Genomic DNA, 12,804 nt, shown 5'->3' on the forward strand with positions numbered 1-12,804 from the left:
GAATCAAACGAATCCGGTCCACCTTTACGCAAAACCTGCGGTCCCGGTGACAACTCCAGAGGTGAATTCCTGTTTCAGCATTCCTTAAATGCACTTTCAGTCTACGATGCATTCTCCCTATTAGGACGCTCCGTGAAACAATCTTCCTCTATCATGGTTTTTAAAATATTAGTTTCATTATAGTGAAAAATAGGACGTGATGCAACACTATCCGCGCAAATGATAGACAAGAACCGCTGCTGCCACAGCCACATTTAATGATTCCGCTTGTCCGTACATTGGAACATATAAATTTTGATCTGTCATTTGAAGAATCTCTGGATCAATACCTGCTCCCTCGTTGCCTACAATTAACGCAAATGGACCTTCTGATGCTATGTGTCTATACTCTTTCGCATCTTTCAAAGCACTGCCATATACAGGTATGCCTTGCGCCTTTAATGCTGGAATTGTCTGTTGTAGCGTTTGTTTTAAGATAGGCAGGTGAAAATGAGACCCTTGTGCTGAACGGAGCGTTTTTCCGTTAAACGCATCAACGGTTCCATCCCCTAGAATCACAGCATCAAGCCCCGCTGCATCTGCTGTCCGAATGAGTGTGCCTAAATTCCCCGGATCCTGCACTGCATCTAACAGAAGCATTCGTTCATACTTTTTCTCCTCAAATACAGGAATTGTACAAACCGCTGCGATTTGCTGAGGTGTTTCCGTTTCCGTCATCGCAGTAAAAGCCTCTTCACTTAATTCATACAGCTCAATGTCAGGCTCGATGTCAGCAGGGAGCATGTCAGGCGTTGCGACCATTAACTCTTTTACAACCCCGCTTTTCAATGCTTCTTCTACTAAGTGTTTTCCTTCAACAAGGAACAGCCCTGTTTTCGTTCGTTCTTTTTTTGTATGGAGCTTTTTCCATTGTTTAATGTGTGCGTTTTTAGCTGATTCTATATATTTCAAGCGACTTTAACTCCTTTAAATATCATGAATTTATTATATCTCAAGCACACTACATAATAAACCTGTCTTTGAGACAGAATAGGGCTATCACCATCAAAAAAGGAGTGTGGGCAATGGATTTTAATTTAAGAGGCGCAGTGATTCAAAATATTACTGGCCATAATCAAGAGCAGCTTGAGCATACGATTTTAGATGCGATTCAAAGTGGCGAGGAAAAAATGCTGCCAGGGCTTGGCGTTTTGTTTGAGGTGTTATGGCAAGAGGCATCAGAAGATGAAAAAAATGAAATTCTTGAAACATTAGAGCAGGGCTTAAAGCCTGAGCATCAGCAATAACAAGAAGCCGGTTTGCTTATCTATGAGCAAGCCGGCTTTGTTCATTTAGCCAGTGATTGGTGTCTCCATTCGAAGAGCTGGATCGCGCCAAATCTCGATCCATTTTTTAATAGCGAACACAATAATGACAAAACCTAAAATCAGCATAATCATCGAAAGCACGGCGTTCAGTACACTGTAGCCAGATGCTTCAGGATTGAGATAGACATTTGCAACCATCCAATAACCAGCATAATTCACCGTCACATATAAGTAAGCAAGTGGAATTAAACAAGTCAACATATACCGCCTTTTATCCGCAATTTTTAATACAACCGTCGCCCCAATGATTAATCCGACCGAAGCCATTAATTGGTTTGACACGCCAAAGAGTGCCCAAATGGACCCAATGTCTCCAGAGTAAAGCAAGTATCCCCACATAAAACAAGCAAGTGCACTTGCAAAGACTGACCCTGGTACCCAGTCATTTCGTTTCAGCGGTTTATATGCTTCTCCAAAGAAGTCTTGGATCAAATATCGCGCGACACGGGTTCCTGCGTCAATCGCCGTTAAAATAAAGACGGCTTCAAACATAATCACGAATTGGAAGAAATAAGAGGCCAAATGACTAAAGAACGGAATACCCGTAAAGATGTACGCCATCCCTACAGCTAATGTAACAGCTCCACCTGTTCTTCCTTCTAAGTCAAGACCGATTTCTTTGCTTAGTTGAGGAAGATTCTCGACACTCATACCAAGCGTACGGAACACTTCAGGTGTACTATTAATTGCAAAATAATCTCCCGGATGAAGCGCAGTAGCGGCAATTAACGCCATGATTCCCACTAAACATTCTACGAGCATCGCGCCAAACGCCACCGGCTTCATATCACTCCAACGATCTAGCATTTTTGGCGTTGTGCCAGAGCCAACAAATGCATGAAAACCAGAAATCGCGCCACAAGCAATGGTAATCGAAATAAAAGGCCATACAGGTCCAGCTAAGACAGGCCCTCCTCCATTTACAAACTCCGTAAACGCCGGAAATTGGATGGTTGGATTAACCACAAAGATTCCCGCAATCAGCGCGATGAAAACACCAATTTTCATAAAACTGCTTAAATAGTCTCTTGGTGCCAAAAGCAACCAAACCGGCAGGGCCGCAGCAAAAAAAGCATAGATTGGCAGGGCAAGGGCAAGCGTTTTTGTATCAAGTGTTAACAAATCTCCAAGTGCTGTTCCTTGAATATTCGGTCCAAGGAATACCCCCAACATCAGTAATATGAATCCCGCAGATGTCGCCAGCTTTAAATTGCCAGTCTTTTTATAATAAAGGCCGACTCCCATCGCTATTGGAATGGTAATACCAACTGCAAAGGTTCCCCAAGGATTTCGTTCTAAAGCATGAAGCACAACCATGGACAGTCCTGCCATTGTAATTGTAATAATAAATAACATGGCGAGCCCTGTGCAAAATCCTGCCACAGGACCAAGCTCCTCTTTCGCTACCTCGGATAGTGATTTCCCCTTTTTTCGCATCGAAGCAAACAAGACCACAAGATCATGAACAGCTCCGCCAATCACCGCTCCAATTAAGAGCCAAAGGAGACCAGGTAAATACCCAAATTGTGCGGCTAAAATCGGACCAACTAATGGACCAGCAGCGGCAATTGCAGCAAAGTGATGCCCAAATGTGACCCATTTGTTTGTTGGCACATAATCTTTCCCATCCTCGAGTGCATGAGCCGGTGTAGGATGATCATCTGTGACCTTTAATACCTTCACCATCATAAACGTGCCATAGAGGCGATAGGCAATCGCTAAAATACACATCGATCCTATCACAATTGAAACCGCATTCATTTAACCATCCCCTTTTTATAAACAATTTGTTACAAATATAACATAAATTGATTGATTTTTCTTTCTTTTAAAACCCAGTTGACAAATAGGAATAATTGATTTAATCTAAATTAAGCTTCACCTACTTCCATAAACTCTCTTTTGACAGAGCCTCAATTGGCTCTGTCCTTTTTATTGATTTCATCTTACATAAATACAAGATGGATCACATGTGCCTTCCTCACTAGAAAAATATCACTTCATTTTCTGAAAACAGTTCTTTTGACACAACTTACATTCCAAAGTTCATTTCCTGGGAAATTCAACGCAATTAAAAAACCTTTCCCCATACTGAGGAAAGGTTTCATCATTAAGAACCGTACGTAATTTGTTCGACCGTTTTTTGATCAAGTCTTTTGATGACTTCTGTTAAAAGCTTCACCGCATTTTCATAATCATCTCGATGAATCATGGCTGCATGGGTATGAATATATCTGCTTGGAATCCCGATGGATAGTGATGGAACGCCATGACCTGTTAAGTGAATACCTCCAGCATCTGTTCCTCCACCTGGCATGGAATCATATTGATAAGGAATGTTTAATTCATCTGCAGTTTGGACAACAAAATCGCGAAGCCCTTTATGAGAAACCATGGAAGCGTCGAATACAACAATCGTTGGTCCTTTGCCAAGTTTGCTTGTTGCTTCTTTTTCAGTAATACCTGGTGTATCACCTGCTACTCCAACATCAATAGCAAATCCAATATCAGGCTGGATGGTAGCTGCAGCTGTTTTAGCTCCGCGTAAGCCAACTTCCTCTTGGACAGTTGCTACACTGTATGCAATATTTTCATGCTGAGTATCCTTTAAATTCTTCATGACATCAATCGCTACTGCACAGCCGATACGGTTGTCCCAGGCTTTTGCAAGAAGCATTTTTTCGTCATTCATTACCGTAAACTCAAAGTAAGGTACGATTTGATCTCCAGGGAGGACGCCCCATTCCATTGCCTGTTCTTTGCTCGAAGCCCCAATATCAATGAACATATCTGTGATTTCGATTGATTTCTTTCGTGCTTCTGGTGATAAAACATGTGGCGGTTTAGAACCAATCACACCTGTAATGTCTCCTTTTTTCGTCACAATGGTGACACGCTGCGCCAGCATAACTTGAGACCACCAGCCACCGACCGTTTGAAAACGAATATAGCCTTTGTCATCGATTTTTGTCACCATGAATCCTACTTCATCTAAGTGACCAGCAAGCATCACTTTAGGCCCATTTGCATTTCCTTCCTTCTTAGCAATTAAGCTGCCAAGGCGGTCTGTAGAGACTTCATCCGCATATGTTTCTATGTATGACTGCATGACTTTTTTTACATCACGTTCATTTCCTGGAATCCCTTTTGCATCCGTTAGGTCTTTCAGCATAGTTAATGTTTGATCTAGTTTTGTCATTCTGTGTATCCTCCTTTTTCTTCATGGTGCATTCTTATTATACAAAACCTCTTTCGTTCAATACGATCTTTTTATGAATATTTTTTCGTTAATCGAAATATTTTTTTAAAAAAAGTTGAAACCTTTTGTCTTTCTCATTCGTAGTACATCAGATAACGGTATTGGAGGTGCATCCTGTCATGTTTGTCATCCTCATTAGACTTGCTCTTGTTGCATTGCTTGTCTATATTTTCTACATGGCGGTAAAATTCTTCTCAAACCCGAGAAGAAAGCTGAAACAAGCACAATTAAAAGAAGGCTTTTATTTTATGGACGAACAGCAAAATGCCCGTAAAAATTTTAATTTCGTCTATAAAGGTGTCTTGTTTGAAGGGGAGAAGCATGTTCCTTCTAAGGATCATCCTCTGTTTGTCCACTCCATTTACGTTTGGACGGAGTCACCTGAGAAGCTAAATGAATTCACATTAGAAGACTTTGAAAAACTTGAGGAAAACATCATTGAACGGTATCCTCAAACAAAAATTGATTGGGATCAGCCCATCAAAAAAATCAAACAAAAAAAGGGAGCAGACACGCCGACTTAACGGCGTCTGCTCCCTTTTCAGATGAGATTGAGATAGACCAATATCACCAATTGGACAACAATTAAAGCAGGCATACCCATTTGAAAAGCAGGATGCTTCGTTTTATGACGGAAATACTGCATGCCAAGAAATGACCCAGCAGCACCAAAAAGTACTGCAGCACTCCATAAGTGCGCTTCTGATATTCTCCATTTGTGTGCTTTCGCCCGGCGTTTATCCTCTCCCATGAGACAAAACCCATAGACATTGACCAAGATGAACAGCACGATCAGAGCGATATTCATTGATTTCACCTCACATGATGAGAAAAAAAGATCACTCCTTGGCGGAATGATCTTTTATATGACTTACTTGTCTAGTTGTGCTTTTGCAGCATCAGCAAGCTGGTTGAATGCGTTTAGGTCATTCACAGCAAGATCAGCAAGCATTTTGCGGTTTACTTCGATACCAGAAAGCTTTAAGCCATGCATTAAACGGCTGTAAGAAAGACCGTTCATACGAGCTGCAGCATTGATACGAGTGATCCATAGTTTACGGAAGTCACGTTTTTTCTGACGACGGTCACGGAAAGCGTAGTTTCCAGATTTCATCACCTGTTGGTTTGCTACTTTATATAATCTATGTTTTGAACCGAAATAACCTTTTGCTAATTTAAGAACCTTTTTACGACGCTGACGCGACACAGTTCCGCCTTTTACTCTTGGCATTGTAATTCCCTCCTATGTTTCCTATTCCAGATTACTTGATGTTTGCAAGTTGTTGTTTGATACGTTTGAAATCTCCAGCACTTACGATTGCGCTCTTACGCAATTTACGTTTTTGCTTTGTAGATTTGTTAGCGAACAAGTGACTTGTGTACGCATGAGAACGTTTAAGTTTACCAGAACCTGTTTTTTTGAAACGTTTAGCAGATCCGCGGTGAGTTTTCATTTTTGGCATTGGATGTTTCCTCCCTCTGTTACTTTTACTTTTCGACTTTTGGTGCAAGCATGAGGAACATGCTGCGTCCGTCCATCTTAGGTTTTGTTTCTACTGTTGCTACTTCAGCGCAAGCTTCAGAGAAACGGTCTAACACGCGCTGTCCGATTTCTTTATGCGTAATCGCACGGCCTTTAAAGCGGATAGAAGCTTTCACTTTATCTCCCTTTTCAAGGAATTTGATTGCATTACGGAGCTTCGTGTTAAAATCATGTTCATCGATTGTCGGGCTCAACCGAACTTCTTTTAAGCTAATGATTTTTTGATTCTTACGTGCCTCTTTTTCCTTCTTCTGTTGTTCGAATCGGAACTTACCGTAGTCCATGATTCGGCAAACAGGTGGTTTTGCATTTGCAGCAACTAACACAAGGTCAAGATTGGCTTTCGTAGCAATTTCCAGAGCTTCCTGGCGGGTTTTAATCCCCAGCTGATCGCCATTTTGTCCGATCAAACGAACTTCACGCGCACGAATACCTTCATTAACTAATTGATCTTTGCTAATAGTGAGCCACCTCCATGAGATTTTGAATTGAGTTCACAATTCATTTTGACCATTTCGTTGTATGTTTTACAGGCAAACAAAAAGTGTGGGCATATAAAACACCCACACTGCGAACATTTGCATGAAAAAATAAATGTACGGTCAACCTGTCAACTACAAACATGTGTCAATCAGGTGAGAAGCGGGTGCTTCTGCTTGTGATATCTATTCAATTCGTTAACTATTCTACACAATTTTCATTTGTCCGTCAAGTAACCGAACTCTTGAAACAACTTTTTCATTTTAGCATGACGAAACGTTTTGGGCAAGCTTTTTTCAAACAATGCTGCGATTAAAGAATCAATTGCAAGAAGATTGGGATGACAATTACGGTGACAACCCCTACTACCACCACAGCGATACTCGCCATTGCCGCTTCCACTTCCCCCATCTCAATCCCAACAGAAACGCCAAGCGCATGTCCAGAAGTACCAAGTGCAAGGCCTTTGGCCACTGGGTTTTTAATCCGAAACAATTTTAAGAAGAAGGCACCTAGCGCATAGACAATCACCGCATTAAAAATGACTGCAAAGGCTGTAATATCTGCAATTCCGCCAATATCTTTTGCAATTGGCAAAGCAATCGCTGTCGTCGCTGCTTGTGGGAGCATGCTTTTCATAACAGCAACATCAAGATGAATCCCTTTTGCTACTACATAAACAATCGTAATAGAACAAAGTGAGCCGACAAAAATAGCGGATAAAATTTGCCACCAATATTTTTTCAGCAAAGCTCGCTGTTTATAAAGAGGAATCGCAAACGCGATGGTCGCAGGCTCTAAGAAAAACTTGATAATCTTACCGCCTTCATTATAATCTGCATAGGAAAAACCGCCAATTTTCAAAAATAAAATGCCTAACACCATGGCAACAAATAGCGGGGTGAATAAGAAGAAACCTTTAGACTTTTTAAATAAAAATGTGCCAATCCCAAAGGCCACTAATGAGACGACAATGCCAAAATAAGGACTCATAGTACTTGTACCCATCTTACACCTCTCCTTTAATGCGTAGTTGAAGCTGGTTTATTTGAATGAGAAGGAGTGGATTTGCTCTCCTTTGTCTTTTGTCGCTGCTGTGGTCTTTCTGATAACTGCATCAGAAGCTGAGAGAACAGCCCAGTGGCGGCAAGTAACATAATGGTTGCAATGATAATCACACCCACTACCTGTACCCCTACTTCTTGCATGACACCTAATGATTGAATGACCGAGATACCAGAAGGAACAAATAGAAAACTAATAAGACCTGTCAATGAGCTACCTAATTGCTCTACCTGCTCTAGTTTCACAATCTTTGTTGTTAATAAAATAAATAAAAGAACCAAACCAATAACAGATGCTGGCATCGGAATCGGTAAATACATTGAAATGAGATTAGAAACGAACATTACCGTTGCAAAGATAAATGCTTGAGATAGAAATCCATATACTTTTGTGGCACTCATGCCCTTTCACCTCTTTCTTCGACTGCCCTCAGTATATGGCATGAAACAAACAAATGAAGCGTTTACAATAAAACTCACCTCATATCCTGACTGAAATGCAAAAAATGAGGATTGAAATGCAAATGAAAAAAGCCGCCCTATTCTAATAGGAGCGACTTCTTTAGTTCTTTCGCATATGTTCGGCTGACAGGGACGATAGACCCGTCTGTCATATGAAGATTATACGTTGAATTAAACCAAGGCTGCACTTCTTTCATATGAGACGTGTTGACGATATAGCTTCGGTGAACTCTCATAAAATAAGCCTCAGGTAATTTCTTTTCAATGACCACAAGCGGTTCTGTCACCTCATACATTTGATCTCTTGTTTTCACAACCTTTTTTCCTTCACTAAGCCCTATATACATAATCTCGTCAACCTGCAAGATCACAATAGACTCATCGACAGAGATCGCTAATTTTTGGTTGTGAGAAAATTTGTCTTCTGAAAGAGACGGCTCCTGCGTCTCAATAGCTTTCCACTTCTTAAACTTTTGCATCGTTTGCAACAGCCGCTCTTCATCAAAAGGCTTTGTTAAGTAATCTAGTGCACTCACCTCAAACGCCTTCAGCGCATATTGATCAAATGCTGTAGCAAATACAATCGCCGGCGGATCAGACATTCGGTTGAGTCTTTTGGCAATATCAAATCCATTCTCACCTGATAAATCGATATCTAAAAAGAGCAAATCGGGCTTATGATCGACCATCCGGTCAAAAGCAGATTCTATATTTTCCGCTTCCTCCATTTGAACATTCTCTTTTGTTCTTTGTAACAAATATTTTAATTCGTCTCTTGCTAAAACTTCATCATCTACAATCAATACCTTTATCAACGAGAATCATCCTTTTTTACATAATCCATTGGAATGCGAAATGAGATGTCAGTGCCATTGCCGCTATGAATGGATAAAGCAGCTGGCTGGCCAAAAATTCCTCTTAGCCGCTGGTCTAAATTATAAAGTGCTGTACCTGTTCCTTCTTTTGATTCAACTGGCGATTTTAATAATTGAGCCATCTTGTCGTCTTCAATCCCCTGGCCATTATCTGTGACTTTCATATAGACATGCCCATCTTTTATCAAAGCGGATACGATGACTTCACAATTTGTTTGATGTTTAGGAAAAGCATGTCTCACTGCATTTTCAACAAGCACTTGAAGCACAAAGGGAGGGATCATCACCTGTTCCAGCTCTTTTTCAATTTGAAAGGTCACTAGATATTTATTTGGAAATCTCGCTTGCTCCAGTGATAAATAAGCCTCCACATGCTGAATTTCTTTATGCATTGGAATAAGCAGCTGGCGAGCACCTTGTAAATTCGATCGAAAATAAATACTCAGCTGTAGTAGCAACTTCCTTGCCATCTCTACATTCGTTCTACACAAAACGGAGATGGTGTTAATGGCGTTAAATAAAAAGTGCGGATTCACCTGGGCCTGAAGCGCCTTGATCTCTGCATCTTTCAGCAGACGGCTTTGGGTCTCAGCCTCCCCAAGCTCAAGCTGTGTGGAAAAGAGCATCGCCAAACCTTCTGCAAGCTCTTCTTCTACTCTGCTTAATCCGACTGGAGAATTGAAATACATTTTTAATGTTCCAATTGTTTGACCATTAGACGTAAGTGGAAGCACTATGGCTGCTTCAAGCGGGCAGTGGGCGACTGAACAATTGATTTCATCTTTTGAGTGCGCCTTCATAATCTTCCCACTTATCAACACTTGCTTAGACAGTCCTGTAATCAGGCTTTTCGATGGAATATGATGATCAGTTCCATCTCCGACATGCGCTAAAATCTTTTCTGTATCTGTTAAGGAGACAGCATCTGTTTCTGTTAAACGATGAATGATTTCTGCCACACTTTTACATGATTGTTCGTTTAGCCCTTGCCGGAAATAAGGAAGTGTCTGATCTGCGATAGAAAATACCCGATGCGTCTGCATCGCTTTTGCCTGCTCTTCCTGACGAATCACTGACTGTAAAATAGATAAAAAGATAAAACTCCCGATTCCATTCACAAAGATCATCGGCAGCGCAATAATACTCACAAGGCCCCAAGCATCAGCAAATGGCTTCGCAAACAGAAGGATAATGACCATTTGTAAAGATTCCATCGCTACACCAAAAATCGCTGCTTGTCGCGGTGTGACCATTCGATTCTTCCGCTTAAATAGCCTGCCGACATAGCCTGCAATCACACCGGCTAAAATGGAAGAAATTGCACAGCTAAGCGCGGTGCTCCCTCCTAGTGAATAGCGATGAATGCCAGCTAAAAGCCCAGCACCAATCCCTACAAACGGCCCCCCTATTAAGCCGCCCATTTCGATCCCCATAATTCTCGTATTGGCGATAGAACTTGATGAGCCTAAGTGATATGAAAATTCGTGGTTCATCACAATCTGCTGCTGGATTTCAATTCCAGTGTAATTGCTGATGATACTAAAAGAAGCAAAAATAAAGACAAGGATTGCCTTTTTTCGAAACCCTTGATTATGTAGTAAGAGATTGCGAAAGCCCTTGACATGGGCAAGCACAAATCCCAAAATAACGATGATTCCTACACGCTCAATCATCATAATAATTAAATGAAGCAAACCGGCCACCTCAATTGATGTATGTGATATCTACTGTCTATCTATTCTATCATGCACGGTCAATGCACAAAAATCTCTCAAATCTTTTCTTTATTGCCCTCTCCTTCTATTGTAAAATGAACATGAGCCTGTCACATGCAATTGAGGGTAACTACATACATAACAAGGGAGAAGATCATGAAAGCCGTATTTTTCGATTTAGATGATACTTTGCTTTGGGATGAAAAAAGCATTCATACCACTTTTCAGGAAACATGCAGGGAAGCGGAAAAGAAATATGGACTTGATCCAGAATCGTTTGAACAGATCGTGCGTGAAGAAGCAAGAAAGCTGTACTCTTCTTATGAAACATATGATTATACTGTTATGATTGGCATTAATCCTTTTGAAGGACTGTGGTCTAATTTTAGTGAGCCGATTAGCGAAGGCTTTCAAAAGCTGAACGCCCTTGCACCAGAGTATCGCAAAAACGCTTGGACGAACGGCTTAAAAGAGGCAGGCATTGACGATGAAGCATTTGGTCAATACTTAGCAGATTTCTTTGCAGCAGAGCGTAGAAAACGCCCGTATGTTTATGAAGAAACGTATCCTGTTTTAGAGCGCCTGAAGGGCACCTATGAATTACTCCTTTTAACAAATGGAGATCCTAGTCTGCAAAAAGAAAAACTTGCAGGTGTTCCGGAACTTGCCCCTTATTTTAATGAAATTGTGATTTCAGGAGATTACGGAAAAGGAAAGCCTGATCCTGGCATCTTTGAGCACTGCCTTCAGCTGTTAAATCTCACAAAAGATGACGTCATCATGGTAGGAGATAATCCAAAAACAGATATTCTCGGCGCTTCTCGCGCTGGCATCCAAACCGTTTGGATCAATCGTCATGGCAAGAAAAATGAAACAGATGTGACACCAGATTATGAAATTAAAGACTTACACGAATTGTTTGATATTTTAAAATAAACCATAGGAAAAACACCCTTCTCCTGATCGAGATTGGGTGTTTTTTCGTTTTCGGCTATACAATTGCTGCTAAACTTTGTGCTTGACGATCTAAGCCTCGTGCTGCTTCTCCTACATTCATGAATTCCTCGCTTGCTTGCTTGACAAGATCCCGGTTTGTAAACACGCTTGTCTTTGCACGGCTTGTTCCGGTGCTGACCTTTTCAACTTCTAAATGGATCGCCTTCACATAACGATCCACCTTTACGATCGCTTCCTTTGAATCTGTCGCAAGCTTACGGATTTCTGCCGCGACGACACTAAAGCCATTTCCATAGGAACCCGCATGCGCAGCTTCTATGGCCGCGTTCAATGCGAGCAGCTGCGTTTGGGAAGCGATACTGTTAATCGTTGTAGCAATTGAGCTGATCGACTCCACCTGCTCTGTTAGCCCTTCTAGCAAACTCATGTTTTGATCCGTTTCACTCGCAATATGTTCAAAAGAAGCATTTACACTTTGACTATGCTGGATGCCGATTTCCGCTCGCTCCATTAATTTTGCAGACATATCCTTTAGGTCTTCTACTACCTGCTTCATTGTGTTTTCTCTCTCCGTAATATCTGTTGCCACTTTCACGACGGCCACTACGTTCCCCTCTTCATCGAGCACTGGTGTATACGTCGCTTCAAGCCATAAGGTGTCACCGTACTTCGTGATCCGCTGCACCTTTTCCTGAAACACTTGACCATTCTTCAAACGCTTCCAAAACATTTGATAACTTGCGTCTTCTGCAATATGCGGAGGACAAAACTGTCTATGCTTTAAACCAATCATTTCTTCCTTTGAATATCTCATGGCTTTTGCAAAAATATCATTGACCCATAGGACCTTACCTGTGACATCAAATTCAATCATCGCCAGTGAGTGCTCTAGCGCACGAAGCACAGCTGATTGCTCCAATACTTGTGTTGATGAAGTGTTTGTTGTTTGAATCATCGCTTTCATTCCCCCAATTTGCCTCTATCTAATAGTACATACTTACCCATACTTTAGTACTATCTAAACGTATCATTTGCGCACTTGGATCACCAGTGGAGAATTTTTTTCCATAAGAAAAAAGCCA

The 12,804-nt window shown here is 41.2% G+C and carries 15 protein-coding genes and 1 other annotated feature; of the genes, 3 read left to right on the forward strand and 12 right to left on the reverse strand.

Annotated elements, in window-relative coordinates; all coding sequences use genetic code 11:
- Window positions 1–207 precede the first annotated feature (207 nt).
- The gene (locus MHI58_RS13690; RefSeq protein ID WP_041506747.1) at window positions 208–951 is read right to left on the reverse strand and encodes an RNA methyltransferase; all 744 of its coding nucleotides are present in this window, start codon (window positions 949–951) and stop codon (window positions 208–210) included.
- A gap of 113 nt (window positions 952–1,064) precedes the next feature.
- Between MHI58_RS13690 and sspI the strand changes: the two genes are divergently transcribed.
- Window positions 1,065–1,286, forward strand: a complete 222-nt coding sequence (gene sspI, locus MHI58_RS13695; protein ID WP_008346010.1) for a small acid-soluble spore protein SspI — start codon at window positions 1,065–1,067, stop codon at window positions 1,284–1,286.
- A gap of 45 nt (window positions 1,287–1,331) precedes the next feature.
- On the opposite strand, the gene cstA is transcribed toward sspI, so the two are convergent.
- The gene (cstA, locus tag MHI58_RS13700; protein WP_039168858.1) at window positions 1,332–3,128 is read right to left on the reverse strand and encodes a carbon starvation protein CstA; all 1,797 of its coding nucleotides are present in this window, start codon (window positions 3,126–3,128) and stop codon (window positions 1,332–1,334) included.
- Between the two features lie 349 nt (window positions 3,129–3,477).
- Window positions 3,478–4,566 (reverse strand): M42 family metallopeptidase, encoded by a 1,089-nt coding sequence (locus MHI58_RS13705; RefSeq protein ID WP_017358255.1) that lies wholly within the window; start codon window positions 4,564–4,566, stop codon window positions 3,478–3,480.
- Between the two features lie 179 nt (window positions 4,567–4,745).
- Between MHI58_RS13705 and MHI58_RS13710 the strand changes: the two genes are divergently transcribed.
- The gene (locus MHI58_RS13710; RefSeq protein ID WP_008346017.1) at window positions 4,746–5,150 is read left to right on the forward strand and encodes a hypothetical protein; all 405 of its coding nucleotides are present in this window, start codon (window positions 4,746–4,748) and stop codon (window positions 5,148–5,150) included.
- Window positions 5,151–5,167: 17 nt separating this feature from the next.
- Here MHI58_RS13710 and MHI58_RS13715 read toward each other — a convergent pair whose 3' ends face one another.
- The 8 genes from MHI58_RS13715 to MHI58_RS13750 form a co-directional block, all read right to left on the reverse strand.
- A complete protein-coding gene (locus MHI58_RS13715; RefSeq protein WP_039168864.1) occupies window positions 5,168–5,434 on the reverse strand; it encodes a DUF1294 domain-containing protein in 267 nt (88 codons plus the stop codon).
- Between the two features lie 63 nt (window positions 5,435–5,497).
- The gene (rplT, locus tag MHI58_RS13720) at window positions 5,498–5,857 is read right to left on the reverse strand and encodes a 50S ribosomal protein L20 (protein ID WP_007501659.1); all 360 of its coding nucleotides are present in this window, start codon (window positions 5,855–5,857) and stop codon (window positions 5,498–5,500) included.
- Between the two features lie 31 nt (window positions 5,858–5,888).
- Window positions 5,889–6,089 carry a 50S ribosomal protein L35 gene (gene rpmI, locus MHI58_RS13725; RefSeq protein ID WP_003216324.1) on the reverse strand — a complete coding sequence of 67 codons (201 nt, stop codon included), beginning with the start codon at window positions 6,087–6,089 and terminating at the stop codon, window positions 5,889–5,891.
- A 25-nt stretch (window positions 6,090–6,114) separates the two neighbouring features.
- A complete protein-coding gene (gene infC, locus MHI58_RS13730) occupies window positions 6,115–6,630 on the reverse strand; it encodes a translation initiation factor IF-3 (protein ID WP_024718649.1) in 516 nt (171 codons plus the stop codon).
- Window positions 6,631–6,701: 71 nt separating this feature from the next.
- Window positions 6,702–6,833, reverse strand: a sequence feature (ribosomal protein L20 leader region).
- Window positions 6,834–6,961: 128 nt separating this feature from the next.
- Window positions 6,962–7,657: an antiholin-like protein LrgB gene (lrgB, locus tag MHI58_RS13735; RefSeq protein ID WP_173408176.1), complete on the reverse strand. Its 696-nt coding sequence runs from the start codon at window positions 7,655–7,657 to the stop codon at window positions 6,962–6,964.
- A gap of 14 nt (window positions 7,658–7,671) precedes the next feature.
- Window positions 7,672–8,115: an antiholin-like murein hydrolase modulator LrgA gene (lrgA, locus tag MHI58_RS13740; protein ID WP_035391171.1), complete on the reverse strand. Its 444-nt coding sequence runs from the start codon at window positions 8,113–8,115 to the stop codon at window positions 7,672–7,674.
- A gap of 137 nt (window positions 8,116–8,252) precedes the next feature.
- Window positions 8,253–8,990, reverse strand: coding sequence for a LytTR family DNA-binding domain-containing protein (locus MHI58_RS13745; protein ID WP_045034142.1), 738 nt, complete (start codon window positions 8,988–8,990; stop codon window positions 8,253–8,255).
- Window positions 8,987–10,744, reverse strand: a complete 1,758-nt coding sequence (locus tag MHI58_RS13750; protein ID WP_045034143.1) for a sensor histidine kinase — start codon at window positions 10,742–10,744, stop codon at window positions 8,987–8,989. The genes MHI58_RS13745 and MHI58_RS13750 overlap by 4 nt, the downstream gene beginning before the upstream one ends.
- A gap of 177 nt (window positions 10,745–10,921) precedes the next feature.
- Here MHI58_RS13750 and MHI58_RS13755 point away from each other — a divergent pair, with 177 nt between their 5' ends.
- A complete protein-coding gene (locus MHI58_RS13755) occupies window positions 10,922–11,701 on the forward strand; it encodes an HAD family hydrolase (protein ID WP_024718651.1) in 780 nt (259 codons plus the stop codon).
- A 55-nt stretch (window positions 11,702–11,756) separates the two neighbouring features.
- Here MHI58_RS13755 and MHI58_RS13760 read toward each other — a convergent pair whose 3' ends face one another.
- Complete coding sequence (locus tag MHI58_RS13760) at window positions 11,757–12,677, reverse strand: methyl-accepting chemotaxis protein (RefSeq protein ID WP_052659624.1); 921 nt, start codon at window positions 12,675–12,677, stop codon at window positions 11,757–11,759.
- Window positions 12,678–12,804: the final 127 nt, after the last annotated feature.

Origin of the sequence: Bacillus sp. FSL K6-2869 (assembly GCF_040869405.1) — a bacterium.
Taxonomy (GTDB): Bacteria; Bacillota; Bacilli; order Bacillales; family Bacillaceae; genus Bacillus; species Bacillus altitudinis.

Bases quoted from the DNA above. Each gene is read 5' to 3' on its own strand.
- sspI (WP_008346010.1), top strand. From the start codon at position 1,065: ATGGATTTTAATTTAAGAGGCGCAGTGATTCAAAATATTACTGGCCAT.
- MHI58_RS13710 (WP_008346017.1), top strand. From the start codon at position 4,746: ATGTTTGTCATCCTCATTAGACTTGCTCTTGTTGCATTGCTTGTCTAT.
- MHI58_RS13715 (WP_039168864.1), bottom strand. From the start codon at position 5,434: ATGAATATCGCTCTGATCGTGCTGTTCATCTTGGTCAATGTCTATGGG.
- lrgB (WP_173408176.1), bottom strand. From the start codon at position 7,657: ATGGGTACAAGTACTATGAGTCCTTATTTTGGCATTGTCGTCTCATTA.
- MHI58_RS13760 (WP_052659624.1), bottom strand. From the start codon at position 12,677: ATGATTCAAACAACAAACACTTCATCAACACAAGTATTGGAGCAATCA.
- lrgA (WP_035391171.1), bottom strand. From the start codon at position 8,115: ATGAGTGCCACAAAAGTATATGGATTTCTATCTCAAGCATTTATCTTT.
- MHI58_RS13755 (WP_024718651.1), top strand. From the start codon at position 10,922: ATGAAAGCCGTATTTTTCGATTTAGATGATACTTTGCTTTGGGATGAA.
- rplT (WP_007501659.1), bottom strand. From the start codon at position 5,857: ATGCCAAGAGTAAAAGGCGGAACTGTGTCGCGTCAGCGTCGTAAAAAG.
- MHI58_RS13705 (WP_017358255.1), bottom strand. From the start codon at position 4,566: ATGACAAAACTAGATCAAACATTAACTATGCTGAAAGACCTAACGGAT.
- rpmI (WP_003216324.1), bottom strand. From the start codon at position 6,089: ATGCCAAAAATGAAAACTCACCGCGGATCTGCTAAACGTTTCAAAAAA.
- cstA (WP_039168858.1), bottom strand. From the start codon at position 3,128: ATGAATGCGGTTTCAATTGTGATAGGATCGATGTGTATTTTAGCGATT.